Below are 19643 nucleotides of genomic sequence, written 5' to 3'. Positions count from 1 at the left end.
CCTCACGCCGCTCGCTCAGGAGGCCGGGAGGTGGTCGAGCCTGCGCAGGATCACGCCCTCGCGCAGCGCCCAGGGGCATATCTCCACGTTCTCGACCCCGAAGAGGTCCATGGCGCCCTCCGCGACCAGCGCTCCCGCCAGGAGCTGGTTGGCGCGCCCCTCGGAGACGCCGGGCAGCTCGGCGCGCTCCCGCGTGGTCATCGCGGCGAGCCGCGGAACCCAGTCCTCCAGGGACTTCCGCTTCAGCTCCCGCTGGACGTAGAGGCCGTCGGCGGAGCGGGCGGCGCCCGCGAGCCTGGCGAGCTGCTTGAACGTCTTCGAGGTGGCCACGATGTGGTCGGGGGCCCCGAAGCGGGCGAACTCGCCCACCGTGCGGGCGATCTGCGCGCGCACGTGCCGGCGCAGCGCCTTCACGTCGGCCGCCTCCGGCGGATCGGCGGGCAGCCAGGCCGCGGTGAGGCGCCCGGCGCCCAGGGGCAGGCTGACCGCGGCGTCCGGCTCCTCGTCGATGCCGTACGCGATCTCCAGGGAGCCGCCGCCGATGTCGAGGACCAGGAGCTTGCCCGCGGACCAGCCGAACCAGCGCCGGGCGGCGAGGAAGGTGAGCTTGGCCTCCTCCTCGCCCGAAAGCACCTGCAGGTCGACGCCGGTCTCGTCCCTGACCCGGGCGAGCACCTCGTCGGCGTTGGTGGCCTCGCGCACCGCCGAGGTGGCGAACGGCAGCACCTCCTCCACGCCCTTGTCCTCGGCGGCCTCCATCGCCTCGCGCACGATGGCGGCCAGGCGGTCCACCCCCTCGGGCCCGATCGCCCCCGACGGGTCGAGGAGTTGGGCGAGGCGCAGATCGGCCTTGTGCGAGTGCGCGGGCAGCGGGCGCGCGCCGGGATGGGCGTCGACCACGAGCAGATGCACCGTGTTCGACCCCACGTCGAGGACACCGAGTCTCATGTACGGAACGCTACGCCGAGTGGGGCGCTCACCTGGCTCCGGGCGGCCCACCGCACGCATACCCTGGAGACGTGCCAAAGACGAAAAAGACGAAGGCCGACAAATCGAAGCCGGCGAAGTCGTCGCCCGAGTCCCGTGAGCCGTCGAAGCAGGGGAAGCGGGAGAAGGTGGCGGGAAGGCCGGAGAAGACCGAGAAGGTGGGAAAGTCCGGAAAGCCGGCGAAGACCGGGAAGGTGGAACCGGACGAAAAGGGCCTGGACTTCGCCCGCTCCTGGGTGGAGTTCCCTGATCCCGCGGACGACGAGCAGGTCTTCCGGTGCGATCTGACATGGCTGACCTCTCGCTGGAACTGCATCTTCGGCAGCGGCTGCCAGGGCATCAAGGAAGGCCGTGCCGACGACGGCTGCTGCACGCTGGGTGCCCATTTCTCGGACGATGACGACGAGAAGCGCGTCGCCGCCCACGTCGAACGGCTCACCCCCGACATCTGGCAGCACCACGACATCGGCAGGGAGACCGGCTGGGTCTCCACGGACGAGGACGGCGACCGCCAGACCCGGCCGTACAACGGCTCCTGCATCTTCCAGAACCGCCCCGGCTTCGCGGGCGGCGCCGGCTGCTCGCTGCACATCCTGGCGCTGCGCGAGGGCCGCGAGCCCCTGGAGACCAAGCCGGACGTCTGCTGGCAGCTGCCGGTGCGCAGGACCTACGAGTGGATCGACCGGCCCGACGACACCCGTGTCCTCCAGGTGTCGATCGGCGAGTACGACCGGCGCGGCTGGGGCCCCGGCGGCCACGACCTGCACTGGTGGTGCACGTCGGCGACGTCGGCGCACGGCGCGGGCGACCCGGTGTACGTCACCTACCGCCCCGAGCTGATCGAGCTCATGGGCAAGGAGGGCTACGACCGGCTCGTGGAGCTCTGCGTGGAGCGCCTCGCCTCCCGGCTGCCGCTCCTCGCCCCGCACCCCGCCGACCCCGCGTAACACCAGCTGACACCAGCTGTCCCGGGCGCCCGGGGCCGGTCAGCCCGGGCTCGTACCGCCGTCCGTCGGCGTCGAAGGGCCGGGGTACGACGGCGTGGGCCCCGGGTCCGTGGGGGTCGGCGTGGGGGCGGGGTCCGACGGGCCGGGGCCGGTGGGCCGGGGGGTCGGGTCGGGGCCCGGGGCGGAGGGCCTGGGGGCGGTCGGGCGCGGGTCGGAGGGGCCGGGGCCCGGGCCCGGCGTCTGCGGCGGGCGCCCAGCGCCGTGCCCGTCGATCGAGACGACCGCGCCGGAGGGGGCGATCGAGACCCGCGCGCGCCAGGGGCCCGACGGCTCGCGGCGGTGGTCCACGTACACCCGCAGGGTGATCGATTCGCCTGGTGCGAGCGTGCCCGACGAGCGGTTCAGGTGGAGCCACGAGGCGTTCACGCCCGCCGACCAGTCCACCGGGGCGCTTCCCGACGCCGTCAGCGTGATCAGGGTGATGTCGCCGCTCGGCCTGGCCGCCACGGTGAGGCTCCCCGGTCCCGTCGACGCGCCGTCGCCGCTGATGACCTCCACGGAGACGTCGGGCGACCTGCCGCCGGCGGTGAAGCGCGGGCCCGGGCCCTTGCGGGCGTTGCCCGCGTTCTCATAGCCGTCGCCCGCGTGGTCGCCGGCGAGGCCGCCCGCGCCGTCGCCCTCGCTCGCGCTGACCGAACCCCCGTCGTGGCCCTCGCCGGTGAGCGGGCCGCGGTAGGCCGCCCAGAGGGCGAGCACCGGGGCGGCCACCACGGTGGCGACGACGGTCGTGGTGACGGCCCGCGCGCGGAGCCGGTCCCTGCGGGCCGCGTGGTCCTTGGGGTCCATCGGGAAGCCGCGCCGGTCATAGCGGGGGTGGGCGCCGCGCGCGCGGGGGCCGTGCGTCATCGCGTGGTGCAGGGCGGACCTCGGGGCCTCGGCCAGCGGGAGCGTGGCGGGGCTCACCGTCGTGCCGGGCCAGGTGCCCGCTCCCGCGCGCTCGGCGGTGCGGCGGCAGCGCGGGCAGTCGTCCACGTGCCTGACCAGCTCGCGGCGCAGGGCCGTGCCGAGCAGGAGCTGGCTGTCGCCGGTGAGGCGGGCCACGATGGGGCAGCTGCCGGTCTCCACGACGGCGAGGGCGGCGCGGGTCCGCTCGACCTCGCAGGCGGCGGATGCGAGCAGCTCGCGGGCCTTCAGGGGCTCCAGGCCGAGCACGGCGGCCACCTCGGCGGGGGTGAGCTGGTGGCGCACGGCGAGCTCCAGCGCCTCGCGCTGCTCGGGGGTGGTGCCCGCGGCCTCCGGCCACGCGAGCCGGGCCAGCTCGCCGCGGCGCTCCCGCTCGGTCTCCTCCGACTCCGCGGCCCTCTCGGCGGGCCCCGCCGTGTCGGGGGCGGCTGCGCCGGGGGCGGCGCCGCCGGGGGCGTGGGCGGCGTGGCGGCTGCGCCTGGCCTCGGCGAGCCTGCGCAGGCAGACCCAGCGCGCCAGCGCGTAGAGCCAGGCCCGCAGGTCGCCGTCGGACGCCGGTCCGCGCGAGCCCCTGCGCTCGGCGATGTGGAGGACGTCGCTCAGGGCCGCGGTCGCCGCGTCGTGGTCGCACAGGACGGACAGGCAGTAGGTGAACAGGCCGTCCAGGCAGGGTTCATAGCGCCCGTGCGGGGTGGTCCGGGGCGCCTGGCGGGGCGCCACCCGCTTGCGCGCGTCGCGGTGCGCCCGATGCGCGCCGGTCGTCTTCACTGGGGATTCCGGCCTGCTGCTCGTCACCGTGCGAAGGTAGGCGGATGATGCAGGCCCATTCCGCCCCCTTGAGCGTATTCAACCCTTACGGGTGAACCAATCCCTCGAAAGGGGACAGGAACCCATCATTCCGCGGACGGGGCACCGGCCGCGGAGGGGCGACGGTCCTCGGAAGCGGCGTTGTCAGTGGGCTCCGCTACGGTTCCGAGCATGGCTGCCCGTACGAAATCCACCAAGGACCGTCCGTCCTACCGCTGCACCGAGTGCGGCTGGCAGACGGCCAAGTGGCTCGGCCGCTGCCCCGAATGCCAGGCCTGGGGCACCGTCGAGGAGTACGGCGCGCCCGCCGTCCGCACCACCGCCCCCGGCCGCGTCACCTCTTCCGCCGTCCCGATCGGCGAGGTGGACGGCCGCCGGGCCACCGCGCGCTCGACCGGCGTGCCCGAGCTCGACCGCGTCCTCGGCGGCGGCCTGGTCCCCGGCGCCGTGGTGCTGCTCGCGGGCGAGCCCGGCGTCGGCAAGTCCACGCTGCTCCTCGACGTCGCGGCGAAGGCGGCGAGCGACACCCACCGCACGCTCTATGTGACGGGCGAGGAGTCGGCGAGCCAGGTGCGGCTGCGGGCCGACCGCATCGGCGCCATCGACGACCACCTCTTCCTGGCGGCGGAGACGGATCTCGCCGCCGTCCTCGGCCACTTGGACGCCGTCAAGCCCTCGCTCCTGGTCCTCGACTCGGTGCAGACCGTCGCCTCCCCCGAGATCGACGGGGCGCCGGGCGGCATGGCGCAGGTCCGCGAGGTCGCGGGCGCCCTGATCCGCGCCTCCAAGGAGCGCGGCATGTCCACCCTCCTGGTCGGCCACGTCACGAAGGACGGCGCGATCGCGGGGCCCCGCCTCCTGGAGCATCTCGTCGACGTGGTCCTGCAGTTCGAGGGCGACCGGCACGCCCGCCTCCGCCTGGTCCGCGGCGTCAAGAACCGGTACGGCACGACGGACGAGGTCGGCTGCTTCGAGCTGCACGACGAGGGCATCACCGGCCTCGCCGACCCCAGCGGCCTCTTCCTCACCCGCCGGGCCGAGCCCGTCCCCGGCACCTGCCTGACCGTCACCCTGGAGGGCCGCCGCCCCCTGGTCGCCGAGGTCCAGGCGCTCACGGTCGACTCGCAGATCCCGAGCCCCCGCCGCACCACCTCCGGCCTGGAGACCTCCCGCGTCTCGATGATGCTGGCCGTCCTGGAGCAGCGCGGCCGGATCACCGCCCTCGGCAAGCGCGACATCTACAGCGCGACGGTCGGCGGCGTGAAGCTCTCCGAGCCCGCCGCCGACCTGGCCGTCGCCCTGGCCCTGGCCAGCGCCGCGAGCGACACCCCGCTGCCGAAGAACCTCGTCGCGATCGGCGAAGTGGGGCTGGCGGGCGAGGTCAGACGGGTCACGGGGGTCCAGCGCAGGCTGTCGGAGGCACACCGCCTGGGCTTCACGCACGCGCTCGTGCCCGCCGATCCGGGGAAGGTCCCGCCCGGTATGAAGGTCATCGAAGTCGCCGACATGGGGGACGCGCTGCGGGTCCTGCCGAGGTCGCGTCGCCGAGAGGCCCCACGGGAGGAGGAAGAGCGCCGGTAGACTTTGCCCTGGTCTCGCCCACCCGTACGAAGTCAGGTGTACGGAAGAGGCTTGGAGAACCTGCGACCGAGGGAGTGCAGTGGCAGCCAACGACCGGGCAGCGAGTCCCGGCAAGCCCGGCGGAAGCTCCGCTGCCGATGGGCTGATGCGCGCCTCCCTGAGCGCCGTCGCCCCCGGCACGGCCCTGCGCGACGGCCTCGAACGCATCCTGCGCGGCAACACCGGCGGTCTGATCGTCCTCGGCTGGGACAAGACCGTGGAGTCGATGTGCACCGGCGGATTCATCCTGGACGTCGAGTTCACCGCGACGCGCCTGCGTGAGCTGTGCAAGCTCGACGGCGGCATCGTCCTCGACAAGGACATCACCAAGATCCTGCGGGCCGGCGTGCAGCTCGTGCCCGACCCGACGATCCCGACCGAGGAGACGGGCACGCGGCACCGCACCGCGGACCGCGTCTCCAAGCAGGTCGGCTTCCCCGTCGTCTCGGTCTCGCAGTCCATGCGCCTGATCGCGCTGTACGTGGACGGGCAGCGCCGCGTCCTGGAGGACTCCGCGGCGATCCTCTCCCGCGCCAACCAGGCCCTGGCCACCCTGGAGCGGTACAAGCTCCGGCTCGACGAGGTCGCGGGCACGCTCTCCGCCCTGGAGATCGAGGACCTGGTGACCGTGCGGGACGTCACGGCGGTCGCCCAGCGCCTGGAGATGGTGCGCCGCATCGCCACCGAGATCGCCGAGTACGTGGTCGAGCTGGGCACGGACGGCCGCCTCCTCGCCCTCCAGCTCGACGAGTTGATCGCGGGCGTGGAGCCCGAGCGCGAGCTGGTCGTCAGGGACTATGTGCCCGAGCCCACCGCCAAGCGCTCCCGCACGGTGGACGAGGCCCTCGCGGAGCTGGACTCCCTCTCCCACGCGGAGCTCCTCGAACTCTCCACCGTGGCCCGCGCCCTGGGGTACACGGGCTCCCCCGAGACCCTGGACTCCGCGGTCTCCCCGCGCGGCTTCCGGCTGCTCGCCAAGGTGCCGCGGCTGCCCGGCGCCATCATCGACCGCCTGGTCGAGCACTTCGGCGGCCTGCAGAAGCTGCTCGCCGCCAGCGTCGACGACCTCCAGACCGTGGACGGCGTCGGCGAGGCGCGTGCCCGCAGCGTCCGCGAGGGCCTCTCGCGCCTGGCGGAGTCCTCGATCCTGGAGCGGTACGTCTAGCGTTCCCGCCGGACGCCGTACGCCAGACCCCGGACGCCGGACGCCGTACGAGCGGGCGGGCCCGCGCGCCCGCCACCGCCCCTCCCACCGTCAACGCGGGCAGCGGAACCGGTGGCGTCAGTCCTTCTCCAGGACGAACGACGCCTGTGCCGTGCCGAGTCCGGGCGCCTCGGCCTCGACCAGGTAGGTGCCGGGCGCGGCCTTCTTCGCCGGGGACGTCGCGCACTTCTCGGTGCTCGCCCTGCGGTCCCACTCCACGGTGTGCGTGACGCGGCCGTCGGCCGGCACCCGGAGCAGCAGGCTGCCGCCGCCCGCGGAGCAGTCGTCCGAGGACCAGAACGAGTCGTCGCCCTCGGCCTGAGTGATCGTCAGGACCGTGCGCTTGCCGCCGAGATCGACCTTGCAGGCCTTGCCGCCGCCGTTCTCCGCGATCAGCTCGAACGTGGGCTTCTCGTCGATCTCGTACGTGTTGCGGACGCTGCGGACCTTCAGCTTGACGTCGCCCTTGGCGCAGTCGGGCAGCCGCGTGCCCGCGGGGAGCCGGTCTCCCGAGCCGCCGCCGCCCTTGGCGTCGTCGCCCGAGCCGATGCCGGAGCCCGCCGAACCGCCCCCGCCCGCCCCTCCGGAGCCACCGGAACCGCCCGGACCCGAGCCGCCCGAGCCGGAACCGGAACCGTCGCCCGAGCCGTCGTCCGACTCGTCGCGCCCGCCCGGGTGTTGGCTGATCGCGGGCCCGGACCCGGAGGGGCCCGGGGTGATGGACGTGGCGGGTCCGTTCTCGCCGGGCCCGTTGGCGCCGTTCTTCCCGCCGCCGCCACCCATGGTGACGATCCAGACGACAAGGAGCACCAATAGGCCGATTACGGACAGCAGGACGGCCCTCCGACGCCAGTAGATGGTGGAGGGAAGCGGCCCGACCGGATTGCGCAGAGATCCCACGCACAAACCTTACGAGAGAACCGGCCTTTCTCCCGCCCCACCCGCCGTCCGGAGCAACAAAGTTTGTCGGATCATCATTCCGGTTCCGGGACGCGGTGCCGGTTCCGGGATGCGGTGCCGGTTCCGGGACGCGGTACCGGTTGGTTCCGGGATGCGGTACCGGTCGCAATCCGCCCGAACCCCCCTGACCCCTGTCGATCGTCGGGGGTGGGCACAGGTCGATCGCCGGATGCGGGCGGTCGGAGCCCCTCCGTAGCGTCCATCATCATGGAGACCATGGACGACGACCTCTACCGCGACACTCTCGACTTCGCCCACGACACACCGTCGTGGTTCCAGCACCTGGCGGAGGTGTGGACGGAGCTCGGGCTGCTGCTCTTCGGCGTGCTCTTCATCGTCGCCTGGTGGCGGGCCCGGCGCGGGGACCCCCGCGCCCTCGCCGTCGCGGTGCTCGCCCCCCTCGCCACCGCGGTGGCGTACGTGTGCAGTGAGGCGCTCAAGTCCGTCATCGAGGAGGAGCGGCCCTGCCGGGCGGTGTCCGGTGCGATGAAGCCGCTGGTCGAGTGCCCCGCCTACGGCGACTGGTCGTTCCCCAGCAACCACTCGACGATCGCGGGCGCCGCCGCCATCGGCCTCGTGCTCGCCTGGCCGCGCATCGCGGCCCTGACGGTGCCGATGGCGGTGCTCATGGCCGCCTCGCGGGTGTTCGTCGGCGTCCACTACCCGCATGACGTGGCGGTCGGTCTCGTCTTCGGCGCGGTGGTCACGTATGCGGTCGTGCGGCTCGCCACGCGTCCGGTGGCGCGGGTCGCGCAGTCGATGCGGGGGTCGTCCACGTCGGTCGTGACCTGGTTCGCGGGCCCCGGCCCCGCGCTCGCCCCGTCCCCCGCCGCCGACCCGGCGGCGTACGACAGCCCGACGATGACCTTCCGCCGCCATGAGGCTCACGACCAGGGCGCGTACGGGCAGGACGCGTACGGGCAGGACCAGCAGGGCCGGCACGGCCAGAACGCGTACGGTCAGGCTCCGCAGGGGCAGGGCACGTACGGGCAAGCCCCGCAGGGGCAGGGCACGTACGGGCAGAACCCGCAGGGGCAGGACCCCTACGGCAACGGCTCGTACGGCCGGGACCCCTACGGCAACGGCTCGTACGGCCGGGACCCCTACGGCAACGGCTCCCACGGCGACGGCTCCTACGGCACCGGCTCCCACGGTGACGACCCGCACGGTCATGAGCCGCAGGCCGGTTCGTACCGTCGCTGATCGTCCGTCGCGCCGCTGATCGTCCGTCGCGCCCCCGGGGCCTCAGTCCCGGGGGACGAGGTCCGCTTCGTACGCGACGATCGCCGCCAGGACGCGGTTCTTGACGCCGAGGCGTTCCAGGACCGCGCTCACGTACGCCTTGACCGTGCCCTCCACCAGGTGGAGCCGGGCGGCGATCTCCGGGTTGGACAGGCCCGCCCCGACCAGGCCGAGGACCTCGCGCTCGCGCGGGGTGAGGGCCTCGACGCGGGAGCGCGCGGCGGCCCCGCGGTCCATGCGGCGGGCCCCGAAGCCCTCGATGACGTGCCGGGCGACCTTGGGCGAGAGGAAGGCGGCGCCCTCCGCCACGGCCCGTACGCCCGCGATGAGTTCGTGCGGGTCGCCCGACTTCAGCAGGAAACCGGTGGCTCCGCCGCCGAGGGCCCGGGAGACGTACGCGTCCTCGGAGAACGTCGTCAGCATGGCGACCGCGGTGTCCGGGACCGTACGCGCGATCTCCTCGCCCGCGGCGAGACCGTCGAGGCGCGGCATGCGGATGTCCAGCAGCGCCACGTCGGGCCGGTGGGCCTGGGCCAGGGTGACCGCCTCGCGCCCGTCGGCGGCCTCCGCGACGACCTCGATGCCCTTGCCCGCGGCGAGGATGGCGCGGACGCCCGCGCGGATCATCGCCTCGTCGTCGGCCAGCAGGACCCGGATGGCTCGTTCACGGCTTCCCTTCCTCACTTCTCACGGCTCTTCCCGTCCCGCACCGGGATCACGGTCTTGTCCACGAGGCGGTCCGCTTCGTCCCCTGCCCTGCCGAAGCAGAGCCTGAAGTAGGGGACGGTGGAGAACAGTTTGGCCTCGGCCCGATAGTAGACGCAGTCGGCGTCCTCGGGGGGCGGGGTCGGGGCGCGTTCCGCGGGCGGGTCGGAGGCGGTCAGGGAGGGCAGGACGCGCTCGGCGTCCGCGCGCGCCTCGCCGATGCGCAGGCCCGCGAAGTCCGCGGGGTCGAGGACGGAGTGCGTCCGTGAGTACGCGTACCAGGCGAAGGCGCCGCCGACGAGCAGCGCTCCCGTGGTGAGCGCGGCGCCGAAGGCGAGGGCGGTACGGCGGCGTGCGTGCGCGAGGTGGGCGCCGGGGCGCGGACGCCCCCGCCCGGCTCCCGGGACCGGCAGCCGGGCGGTGACCCGGTAGCCCTGCCCATACGGCCCCGCCTCGAAGGTGCCGCCCAGGTCCGTGACGCGGTCCCGCAGCCCACGCAGGCCCGAACCGCCGCGGGACGGCGGGGCGGGCGCGGTGGGGCGCCCGTTGGTGACCGTCACGGTCGTCGCCGCGGCGTCACGGTCCACCGCCACGGTGACGGGGGCGCCGGGGGCGTGCCGGGCGGCGTTGGTCAGGGCCTCCTGGACAACACGGTGGAGGGCGCGGGCGGTCGCGTCCTGGGCCGCGACTTGAGGCGCGCCTTGCGACGCGTCCTGGGGCACGCCATGGGGTGCGCCCTGGGCGGCGGCCCGAGGGGACTTGCTGCCTGGCGGCTGCCCGCCCTTCCCACCGTCCGGTGGCCCGCCGGTATGACGCCCGTCACTCGACCGCCCGTCATCCGGCGGCCCGCCGTGGTGACGCCCCCCATCCGGCACCCCGCCGTCGGACCTCCCCCCATCCGACTGCCCGCCGTACCCGCCGTCCGGCTGTCCGCCGATATGGCGCCCGTCATCCGGCCGCCCGTCATCCGGCGGCCCGCCGTGGTGACGCCCCCCATCCGGCACCCCGCCGTCGGACCTCCCCCCATCCGACTGCCCGCCGTCCCCTCCGTCCGGCTGTCCGCCGGCGGGGCAGCCGCCATCCAGCCGCCCGCCGCCCGACCGGCCGCCGTCGAGCCGACCACCGCCCAGCCCCCCGTCACCCGGCAGACCGTCACCCGGCAGCCCCCCGTCCAGGTAGCTGATCTCCAGGCCGGACTCGGCGGCGCGGGTCACGAGGGCGGGGATGGTTTCGCCGGACGGGGCGAGCGGGGCCCGTTCGTCGCCCTCCTCGCGGAGCAGGCCGATGACGGCGTGCAGGCGGTCCGTGGCGTGTGAGGCCGCCGCGCGGAGGTCGGCGGCGGCCTCGCGGTGCGGTGCGGGCAGGTCGGGGGCGACCTGGAGCGCGCCCGCTCGGACGGCGATCAGGCTCAGCTCGTGGCCGAGGTCGTCGTGCATGTCCTGGGCGATACGGGCCCGTTCGCGCAGCCTGGCCCGGTCGGCGACGATGCGCTGCTCGCGCTCCAGCTGCTCCGCCCGTGCCCACCCCGCGGCGGCCAGTTCGCGGTTCTGGCGCCAGTAGCGGCCCGCGAGCCAGGGGAAGACCGCGCCGAAGAGCAGCGTGCCGGTGAGGACCAGCCACTCGACCACGGGGTCGACGTCCCGTACGGCGATCTTGACCGTGCCGACCAGGGCGACCGCCCCGAAGCCGAGCGCCGCGGCCCGGGGGCGCCCGGCCCCGCGGCCCGTCAGGAGCGCGAACACCGCCAGGGCGGGACCGTAGGAGAGGGTGAAGAGGGAGGGGGCGGTGGCGAGGCCGAGGGACGCGGCGAGGAGGAACGCGAGGAGCGGGCTCGCCCCGCGGGCCACGACGGCTCCGGCCAGGACGGCGAGCGCGACGAGCTGCCGCCACGCGCCGGCCGGCTCGTTCAGGCCGAGGCGGTCCACCGTCACCACGGGTACGGCGAGCACCGCCCACAGCAGTGCGCTCCTGGTGCGTCTCTCCACGGACCCGACGCTACTCGCCGCCGCCGTGCCGCCGCCCCTGCCGATCGTCAGGTCCTCGGCCACCGCCGCGCCGCCTGCGCGCGGGCCGGCGCGTACACCCGTACGCACACCCGTACGTCCGTACGCCCGCCTCGCAGCACGACACCCGGATAAGACGAAAACCGCCGGTGCCATGGCAGGATCGGGGGTGCCATGACTGCTCCCGCGAAGCCCTTGCCGCACGGCCCGAGTCCCGGGGACGCCCCCGGGGCGGCGGGCGACGCCCTGCACCGCCCCGTCATCGCCTGGTTCGAGACGCACGCCCGCGATCTGCCGTGGCGGCGCGAGGACGCCGGTCCCTGGGGCGTGATGGTCAGCGAGTTCATGCTCCAGCAGACGCCGGTCAGCCGGGTCCTGCCGGTGTACGAGCAGTGGCTCGCCCGCTGGCCCCGCCCCGCCGACCTCGCCAAGGAGGCGCCCGGCGAGGCCGTCCGCGCCTGGGGGCGGCTCGGCTACCCCCGCCGCGCCCTGCGGCTGCACGGCGCGGCCGTCGCCATAACGGAGCGGCACGGCGGCGACGTCCCCACGCAGCACGCCCAGTTGCTCGCCCTGCCCGGCATCGGGGAGTACACGGCCGCCGCCGTGGCCTCGTTCGCGTACGGGCAGCGCCACGCCGTGCTCGACACGAACGTGCGCCGTGTCTTCGCGCGCGCCGTGACCGGCGTGCAGTACCCGCCGAACGCCACCACGGCCGCCGAGCGCAAGCTCGCCCGCGCCCTGCTGCCGGAGGAGGAGCACACCGCCTCCCGCTGGGCCGCCGCCTCGATGGAGCTGGGCGCCCTGGTCTGCACCGCGCGGAACGAGGCCTGCGAGCGCTGCCCGATCGCCGCGCGGTGCGCGTGGCTCGCGGCCGGCAAGCCCGCGCACGAGGGTCCGGCCCGCCGCGGCCAGACGTACGCGGGGACGGACCGCCAGGTGCGGGGCAAGCTGCTCGCCGTGCTCCGCGAGGCCGTGGCGCCCGTGCCGCAGGCCGCGCTCGACCGGGTCTGGGACGAGCCGGTGCAGCGGGCCCGCGCGCTCGACGGCCTGGTCGCCGACGGCCTCGTCGAGCCGCTGCGGGGCGGCCTGTACCGGCTGCCGCTGACCTGAGCGGCAGCTCTGGGGGGTGACGGCCGCCGCAGCCCTCGGAAACAGAGGTTCTTACGCCGGTCCTACTTCTGTTACACAACCTACGTACAGCCGTGCGTCCGCCGCTGGCTCGTCCGCACAACCTCGTGACAACGCCTCCGTACCTTCATATCCGTACCGCGGAGCAAGGACAGCGGTCGTCCATGGGAACGGAACGGAGGCGGTTTGAGATGGCGCACGGCGAGGTGCTCGAGTTCGAAGAGTACGTCCGCACTCGGCAGGATGCCCTGCTGCGCAGTGCCCGGCGCCTGGTCCCGGACCCCGTGGACGCCCAGGACCTGCTCCAGACCGCGCTCGTACGGACGTACGGCCGCTGGGATGGCATAGCCGACAAGCGGCTCGCGGACGCGTACCTGCGCCGCGTCATGATCAATACGCGTACGGAGTGGTGGCGGGCGCGCAAGCTCGAAGAGGTGCCCACCGAGCAGCTGCCCGACGCGAGCGTGGAAGACTCGACCGACCAGCACGCGGACCGCGCGCTGCTGATGGACATCATGAAGGTGCTCGCACCCAAGCAGCGCAGTGTGGTCGTGCTGCGACACTGGGAGCAGATGTCCACGGAAGAGACGGCTGCCGCACTCGGCATGTCGGCCGGAACGGTCAAGAGCACGCTGCACCGGGCGCTGGCACGGCTCCGTCAGGAGCTGGAGAGCCGCGACCTGGACGCCCGCGCGCTCGAACGTGGGGAGCGGGAGCGTTGCGCGGCCTAGGCCCTGGGGCCACGAGAAGTGTGAAGGCGGCGAGCACGGCGGTGACCGTGGTCGCCGCCGTCGGCCTTTTCTCCCTCGCCGCCTGCTCGACGGGCGGCTCCGGCGCGCGGGACGAGGGCCCGGCCCACAGCGATCCCGTGGTGTCGTCGTCGCCGACGCCCTCGGCCTCGACCGGCCTGCCGAAGAAGAAGGTCGACGCGGTGCGGCTCGTGAAGAACGACCCGGAGGTCAGCCCGGCCGTCAAGCGGGATTTGAAGCCGTGCGCCGGGGACACGTACCCGGTCGACGTCTCCTACGGGAACCTGACCGGAGGATCGGCCTCCGATGTCGTGGTCAACGTCCTGACCTGCGCGGACGCCGTCGGCATCGGCAGTTACGTGTACCGCGCGCAGGGTGGCGGATACGAGAACGTGTTCAAGGCCGAGGAGCCCGCGTCCGTCTACGCCGAGATCGACAGGGGCGAACTCGTCGTGACGAAGCAGCTCTACGAGAAGGGCGACGCGGTGGCCTACCCCTCCGGCGAGGAAGTGATCACGTACCACTGGGCGTCGAACCACTTCAGCGAGAGGGAACGCACGCGCAGCGACTTCAGCGGCGCGGTGGGCGCCGAGCCGACCCCGCCGTCCGCCGACTGACCGACCCGGGTCGACACTACGTACGAGACGCATGACACGCACCGAGAAGGACTGAGAGCATCCGATGGCAGAGCAGACCCATGTCCTGTTCGTCGAGGACGACGACGTCATCCGTGAGGCCACCCAGCTCGCCCTGGAGCGCGACGGGTTCGCGGTGACCGCCATGCCCGACGGCCTCTCGGGCCTGGAGGCGTTCCGCGCCGACCGTCCTGACATCGCGCTGCTCGACGTCATGGTGCCGGGTCTCGACGGCGTCTCCCTCTGCCGCCGCATCCGCGACGAGTCGACCGTCCCCGTGATCATGCTGTCGGCGCGCGCCGACTCCATCGACGTCGTGCTCGGCCTGGAGGCGGGCGCCGACGACTACGTGACCAAGCCGTTCGACGGGGCCGTCCTCGTCGCCCGTATCCGCGCGGTCCTGCGCCGCTTCGGCCACGCGAGCGGCTCCGGCTCCTCGGCCGGCACCGCCGACGCGGGCTCGGCGGCCGACGGGGGCGTACTGCACTTCGGCGACCTGGAGATCGACACGGAGGGCATGGAGGTGCGCAGGGCCGGCGTCCCCGTGGGACTCACGCCGACCGAGATGCGCCTGCTCCTGGAGTTCTCGTCCGCGCCCGGCACGGTCCTCTCCCGCGACAAGCTCCTCGAACGGGTCTGGGACTACGGCTGGGGCGGCGACACCCGCGTCGTCGACGTCCACGTGCAGCGGCTGCGCACCAAGGTCGGCCAGGACCGCATCGAGACGGTGCGCGGCTTCGGCTACAAACTCAAGGCGTGAGCGGGCGCGTGACGGACGACGTACGGCGCCCCGGCACGGGACGCGGGCCAGGGGGACGGCACCGCGGACGCGGGGGACACAGCGGACTCGGGGAAGACAGCGGACTCGCGGGACACAGCGGACTCGGGGAAGACAGCGGACTCGGGGGACACATATGAACGGCGTGCCCAGGGCGGACCGGCGGTTCCGCACGGCGCTGCCCGCCGGCCTGCGCACCGGCGTGCGCTGGAAGATCAGCGCGGCGATCGCGCTGGTCGGCGCGCTGGTCGCGATCGTCCTCAGCCTCGTCGTGCACAACGCGGCGCGCGTCTCGATGCTCGACAACGCCCGTGACGTGCAGGACGAGCGCATCCAGTTCGCCCTGCGCCTCTACTCCGCGTCCCAGCGGCAGACCCTCCAGTTCGGCACGAAGGTCGACGACCCCGCGCTCCCCGCCGAGCTGCGGCAGAAGGTCCTGACGGGCCGCCGCGCCACGTTCGTCGAGGACAAACCGGGCGGCGTGCCGGACATCTGGGCCGCCGTGCCGCTCGCCGACGGGCACGTCCTGTCGCTGCACTCGCGCTTCACCGACCGCAGCGCCACCGTCATGAAGGACCTCGACCAGGCCCTGGTCATCGGCTCGATCACGGTCGTCTTCGGCGGCTGCGCGCTCGGCGTACTGATCGGCGGACAGCTCTCGCGGCGCCTGCGCAAGGCGGCCACGGCGGCGAGCGACGTCGCCCAGGGCCAGACGGACGTCAGCGTGCGCGACGCCATCGGCGGCGTGGTGAAGGACGAGACCGACGACCTGGCGAGCGCCGTGGACGCCATGGCCGACGCCCTCAAGCAGCGCCTGGAAGCCGAGCGGCGGGTGACCGCGGACATCGCGCACGAGCTGCGCACCCCGGTGACCGGCCTGCTCACGGCGGCCGAGCTGCTGCCGCCCGGCCGGCCGAGCGAGCTGGTCAAGGACCGCGCGCAGGCCATGCGCACGCTCGTCGAGGACGTACTCGAAGTGGCCCGCCTCGACTCCGCGGCGGAGCGCGCCGAACTGCAGGACATCACCCTCGGCCACTTCGTGAGCCGGCGCATGGCGGCGCTGACCACGGACGTGACGGTGACGGTGGTGCACGAGTCGGAGGTGACCACCGACCCGCGCCGCCTGGAGCGCATCCTCGGCAACCTCGTCGCCAACGCCGCCAAGCACGGCAAGCCGCCGATCGAGGTGAGCGTCGAGGGCCGCGTGGTCCGGGTGCGCGACCACGGCCCCGGCTTCCCCGAAGCCCTCCTGGCCGAGGGCCCCAGCCGCTTCCGCACCGGCAGCACCGACCGCGCGGGCCACGGCCACGGTCTCGGCCTGACGATCGCGGCGGGCCAGGCCCGCGTCCTCGGCGCCCGCCTCACGTTCCGCAACGTCCGCCCGGCGGGCGCGCCCCCGGACGAGCCGGCCGAGGGCGCGGTGGCGGTCCTGTGGCTCCCGGAACACGCCCCGACGGCCACGGGCAGCTACCCAATGCTGAACCTGGCGGACATCCAGTAGCGGGGCGCGGAGAAGTCCCCTACTCGGCCACCGGTGGGGTCGAGCCCCGCAGGGGGATGTCCTCGATGAAGACGGCGGCCAGGAGCGCCGCCACGCCGATGGCCGCGCCGAGCAGGAACGCCGAGTGCGTTCCCGAGGAGACCGCGTACTGGTACGCGTCGCGCACCGGCTCCGGCAGCTTCGCCAGGCTGTCCGCGGTCAACTGCGCCGACTGCTCGGTGACCTTGCCGCCGACCGTGCCGGCGCGCTCGGCCATCACGTCCTGGACCCGGCCGTTGAAGAGCGCGCCCATGATCGCCACGCCGAAGGAGGAGCCGAGCGTGCGGAAGAGCGTGGCCGAGGACGAGGCGACGCCCATGTCCTTCATCTCCACGCTGTTCTGCGCGACCAGCATGGTGGTCTGCATCAGGAAGCCCATGCCGGCGCCGACCACCGCCATGTAGAGGCCCGAGGTGAGGCGGGACGTCCCCGTGTCCATCTGCGCCAGCAGGAAGAAGCCGCCGACCATCAGGACGGTGCCGACGACCGGCAGGATCTTGTACTTGCCGGTGGACGTGGTGTAGCGGCCCGCGAGCACCGAGACGGCCATCATCGAGAGCAGCATCGGCAGGAGCAGCAGCCCCGAGTTGGTCGCTGACGCGCCCTGTACCGACTGCTGGTAGAGCGGCAGGAAGAGCATCGCGCCGAACATCACGAAGCCGGTGATGAAGCCGACCACGGCCATCAGCGAGAAGTTGCGGCTGCGGAAGATGTGCAGCGGCATGATCGGCTCGGCGGCCTTCTTCTGTACGAGGACGAAGCCGATCAGGGCCACGACGCCGATCGCGATGAGCTCCATGATCACGGCCGAGCCCCAGGCGTACTCGGAGCCGCCCCAGGTGGTGACGAGCACGAGCGCGCTGATGCCGACGGCCAGCAGGGCCGCGCCGAGGTAGTCGATGCGCCCCTCCGCCTTCTTCTTCGGCAGGTGCAGGACGGCGGTCACCATGGCGAGGGCCACCGCGCCGAGCGGCAGGTTGATGTAGAAGGCCCAGCGCCAGCCGAGGTGGTCGGTGATGGTGCCGCCGACCAGCGGGCCGCCGATCATCGCGACCGCCATGACGCCGGTCATCATGCCCATGTACTTGCCGCGGTCCCGCGGCGGCACCAGGTCGCCGATGATCGCCATGACGCCGACCATCAGGCCGCCCGCGCCGAGGCCCTGGACCACGCGGAACCCGATGAGCTGGTTCATGTCCTGCGCCATGCCGCTGAGCGCGGAGCCCAGCAGGAAGATCACTATCGCGGTGAGGAAGATGCCCTTCCGCCCGTACATGTCGCCGAGCTTGCCCCAGATGGGCGTGGAGGCCGCCGTGGCCAGGGTGTAGCCGGTCACGACCCACGACAGGTGGGCGAGGCCGCCCAGATCGCCCACGATGGTCGGCATCGCCGGGCTCACGATCATGTTGTCGAGCATCGCGAGCAGCATCGTGATCATCAGGGCCAGCAGCACGACGCGTACGCTGCGCGGCGCCGCCTGGGCCTCTTTCTCGTCCGGTACGGCTTTCGCCGCGATCGTGTCAGCCATGATTCCCCACTCCCCGACCCCCGCGGTCCCCCACGAACGCCCCGCCCCGGACGTCTTACTTGCCGCCCGGCTAGTTGATTACACTGGGGAAAGGTAGACCCCTAACTAGCCGGGCGTCAAGTAAGTTGAACAGAGTCGAGGAGCACCCGATGGGCACGGGCACAGGCAGGCAGCGGCGCCGCGGGGACACCCGCGAGCGCATCCAGGACGTGGCCCTCGAACTCTTCGCCGAGCAGGGGTACGAGAAGACGTCCCTGCGGGAGATCTCGGAGCGCCTGGAGGTCACGAAGGCGGCGCTCTACTACCACTTCAAGACCAAGGAAGACATCCTCAACAGCCTGTTCGAGGACGCGACCAGGCCGATCGACGAGCTGATCGAGTGGGGCAGGGAGCAGCCGCAGCCGCCCTCCCTGGAGACCAGGAAAGAGGTCCTGCGCCGCTACAGCGAGATCCTCGTCGAGGCGTCGCCGCTCTTCCGCTTCATGCAGGAGAACCAGGCCACGGTGCGTGACCTGCAGATCGGCGAGTCCTTCAAGGACCGCATGATCGGGCTCTTCGAGATCCTCAAGGACCCCGGGGCCGCCATGCGCGACCAGGTGCGGTGCTTCAGCGCGCTGTTCACCATGCACGGCGGGATGTTCGCGCTCAAGGACGTCGAAGGCGACCCCGAGGAGAAGCGCATGGCCATCCTGGAGGTCGCCGTCGATCTGATCACGCAGGCCCACTCGGCCTCGGCCTCGGCCCCGGACTCGGGCTCGGGCACGGCCGGCTGAGCGGCCGGGCCCGGGGGCGCCCGGGGGTCAGGGCTTCAGGTCAGGGCTTCAGGCTGTCAGAGCTTCAGACCCACCGAGCCGAGGAAGGCCACCGGGTCGATGGCCGAGCCGTAGTTCGGCGTCTTGCGGATCTCGAAGTGCAGGTGAGGACCGCTGGAGTTGCCGGTGTTGCCCGAGAGGGCGATGTGCTGGCCGGTGGTGACGTTCTGGCCCACGCGGACGTCGATCCGCGAGAGGTGCGCGTACTGCGAGTACGTACCGTTGTCGTGCTTGATCACGACGGCGTTGCCGTACGCCGGACCGTCGCCGCCGCCGTTCGGGCCCGCCTTGACGACGGTACCGGCGTGCGCGGCGCCCACGTTGGTGCCGACCGGCACGGCGAAGTCCTGGCCGGAGTGCTTGTGGGACCACATGTTGCCGCCGAGGCCGAACGTCGCGGAGAGCGTGTAGCGCTCGACCGGGTGGACCCAGGAGGCGGCGGCCTTCTTGGCGTCCGCGGCCTTCTTGGCCGCGTCCTTCTGCGCCTTGTCGGCGGCCTTGGCCTGGGCGTCGGCCTGGGCGCGGAGCGAGTTCACCGAGACGCCGGGCAGGGCGCCGCCGGCCTTGGCGCTGTCGGCAGCGACCGAGACCCCGGCCCCCAGGACCGCCGAGGCCCCGACGCCCGCGGCGACGACGGCCACCTTCGTACGGAGCATCGACGGGCGGGACTGGTGGAACTTGGTGCGCTGAGACATGGGGATGTCCTCCGGAGCTTTGACTGAGGGGGGCATGCGATGACCCGGCACGCGGGAGCGGGTGAGGTCCCGCGGAGCACGTATCGCCGGATCGGCCATCCCTTGGTAACCCGTGCTCCGACCAGCGCACAAAGGGCCCATCTACTACCGAAAGCCGTAGGAGGCCGTCATCATTTCAACCTCTTGACGCCCTCAAATCCAGACAATCCCCCCACGTCCGTTTTCCGGCGCTTTTCCGCTGCCGCTGGGTGCCCGCGCCCGTCGGAGGGGGTACGGGGGCCCGTGCGGGACGGCCCGCGCGGCGCCCCGGCGGACGCGCCGAAGGGCCCGGAGGTTGCGG

Annotated in this window: 16 protein-coding genes and 1 pseudogene; 10 read left to right on the top strand and 7 right to left on the bottom strand. The window is 73.2% G+C overall.

What is annotated here, in order from left to right; genetic code table 11:
- Window positions 1-15: 15 nt before the first annotated feature.
- Complete coding sequence (locus AB0I16_RS07455) at window positions 16-948, bottom strand: Ppx/GppA phosphatase family protein (RefSeq protein ID WP_363248345.1); 933 nt, start codon at window positions 946-948, stop codon at window positions 16-18.
- 71 nt (window positions 949-1019) lie between these two features.
- Here AB0I16_RS07455 and AB0I16_RS07450 point away from each other — a divergent pair, with 71 nt between their 5' ends.
- Window positions 1020-1934 (top strand): hypothetical protein, encoded by a 915-nt coding sequence (locus tag AB0I16_RS07450; protein WP_363248344.1) that lies wholly within the window; start codon window positions 1020-1022, stop codon window positions 1932-1934.
- A gap of 39 nt (window positions 1935-1973) precedes the next feature.
- On the opposite strand, the gene AB0I16_RS07445 is transcribed toward AB0I16_RS07450, so the two are convergent.
- Complete coding sequence (locus tag AB0I16_RS07445) at window positions 1974-3692, bottom strand: hypothetical protein (RefSeq protein WP_363248343.1); 1719 nt, start codon at window positions 3690-3692, stop codon at window positions 1974-1976.
- Window positions 3693-3875: 183 nt separating this feature from the next.
- On the opposite strand from AB0I16_RS07445, the gene radA reads away from it, so the two are divergent.
- Window positions 3876-5285 carry a DNA repair protein RadA gene (radA, locus tag AB0I16_RS07440; RefSeq protein ID WP_363248342.1) on the top strand — a complete coding sequence of 470 codons (1410 nt, stop codon included), beginning with the start codon at window positions 3876-3878 and terminating at the stop codon, window positions 5283-5285.
- 79 nt (window positions 5286-5364) lie between these two features.
- Window positions 5365-6489, top strand: a complete 1125-nt coding sequence (disA, locus tag AB0I16_RS07435) for a DNA integrity scanning diadenylate cyclase DisA (protein ID WP_363248341.1) — start codon at window positions 5365-5367, stop codon at window positions 6487-6489.
- A 117-nt stretch (window positions 6490-6606) separates the two neighbouring features.
- Here the strand turns inward: disA and AB0I16_RS07430 are convergent, their stop codons facing one another.
- Window positions 6607-7428 (bottom strand): hypothetical protein, encoded by an 822-nt coding sequence (locus AB0I16_RS07430; RefSeq protein WP_363248340.1) that lies wholly within the window; start codon window positions 7426-7428, stop codon window positions 6607-6609.
- Window positions 7429-7695: 267 nt separating this feature from the next.
- Here AB0I16_RS07430 and AB0I16_RS07425 point away from each other — a divergent pair.
- Window positions 7696-8295 (top strand): annotated as a pseudogene (locus AB0I16_RS07425) (phosphatase PAP2 family protein); the annotation flags it as partial.
- A 438-nt stretch (window positions 8296-8733) separates the two neighbouring features.
- On the opposite strand, the gene AB0I16_RS07420 reads toward AB0I16_RS07425, so the two are convergent.
- Window positions 8734-9414, bottom strand: coding sequence for a response regulator transcription factor (locus tag AB0I16_RS07420; protein WP_363248339.1), 681 nt, complete (start codon window positions 9412-9414; stop codon window positions 8734-8736).
- Window positions 9411-11420 carry a histidine kinase gene (locus AB0I16_RS07415; protein WP_363248338.1) on the bottom strand — a complete coding sequence of 670 codons (2010 nt, stop codon included), beginning with the start codon at window positions 11418-11420 and terminating at the stop codon, window positions 9411-9413. Before AB0I16_RS07415 ends, AB0I16_RS07420 begins: the two co-directional genes overlap by 4 nt.
- A 192-nt stretch (window positions 11421-11612) precedes the next feature.
- On the opposite strand from AB0I16_RS07415, the gene AB0I16_RS07410 reads away from it, so the two are divergent.
- From AB0I16_RS07410 to cseC, 5 genes are all read left to right on the top strand, one after another.
- Window positions 11613-12548, top strand: a complete 936-nt coding sequence (locus AB0I16_RS07410) for an A/G-specific adenine glycosylase (RefSeq protein ID WP_363248337.1) — start codon at window positions 11613-11615, stop codon at window positions 12546-12548.
- Window positions 12549-12757: 209 nt separating this feature from the next.
- Entirely contained in the window at window positions 12758-13297 is a 540-nt protein-coding gene (locus tag AB0I16_RS07405) for a SigE family RNA polymerase sigma factor (protein WP_363248336.1), read from the top strand.
- A gap of 20 nt (window positions 13298-13317) precedes the next feature.
- The gene (locus AB0I16_RS07400) at window positions 13318-13932 is read left to right on the top strand and encodes a hypothetical protein (RefSeq protein ID WP_363248335.1); all 615 of its coding nucleotides are present in this window, start codon (window positions 13318-13320) and stop codon (window positions 13930-13932) included.
- A gap of 64 nt (window positions 13933-13996) precedes the next feature.
- A complete protein-coding gene (gene cseB, locus AB0I16_RS07395) occupies window positions 13997-14710 on the top strand; it encodes a two-component system response regulator CseB (RefSeq protein WP_363248334.1) in 714 nt (237 codons plus the stop codon).
- 154 nt (window positions 14711-14864) lie between these two features.
- Window positions 14865-16229, top strand: coding sequence for a two-component system sensor histidine kinase CseC (gene cseC / locus AB0I16_RS07390; protein WP_363248333.1), 1365 nt, complete (start codon window positions 14865-14867; stop codon window positions 16227-16229).
- 19 nt (window positions 16230-16248) lie between these two features.
- Here the strand turns inward: cseC and AB0I16_RS07385 are convergent, their stop codons facing one another.
- On the bottom strand, window positions 16249-17796 hold the full coding sequence (locus AB0I16_RS07385; RefSeq protein WP_363248332.1) for an MDR family MFS transporter: 1548 nt from the start codon (window positions 17794-17796) through the stop codon (window positions 16249-16251).
- Between the two features lie 149 nt (window positions 17797-17945).
- Here AB0I16_RS07385 and AB0I16_RS07380 point away from each other — a divergent pair, with 149 nt between their 5' ends.
- On the top strand, window positions 17946-18569 hold the full coding sequence (locus AB0I16_RS07380; protein WP_363248331.1) for a TetR/AcrR family transcriptional regulator: 624 nt from the start codon (window positions 17946-17948) through the stop codon (window positions 18567-18569).
- Between the two features lie 56 nt (window positions 18570-18625).
- Here the strand turns inward: AB0I16_RS07380 and AB0I16_RS07375 are convergent, their stop codons facing one another.
- Entirely contained in the window at window positions 18626-19303 is a 678-nt protein-coding gene (locus tag AB0I16_RS07375; RefSeq protein ID WP_363248330.1) for a M23 family metallopeptidase, read from the bottom strand.
- Between the last annotated feature and the right edge of the window lie 340 nt (window positions 19304-19643).

This window comes from Streptomyces sp. NPDC050703, assembly GCF_040654435.1.
Classification (GTDB): domain Bacteria; phylum Actinomycetota; class Actinomycetes; order Streptomycetales; family Streptomycetaceae; genus Streptomyces.
Note: the sequence above shows the minus strand (reverse complement) of the source record. Positions and strands in the feature narration are given on the sequence as shown.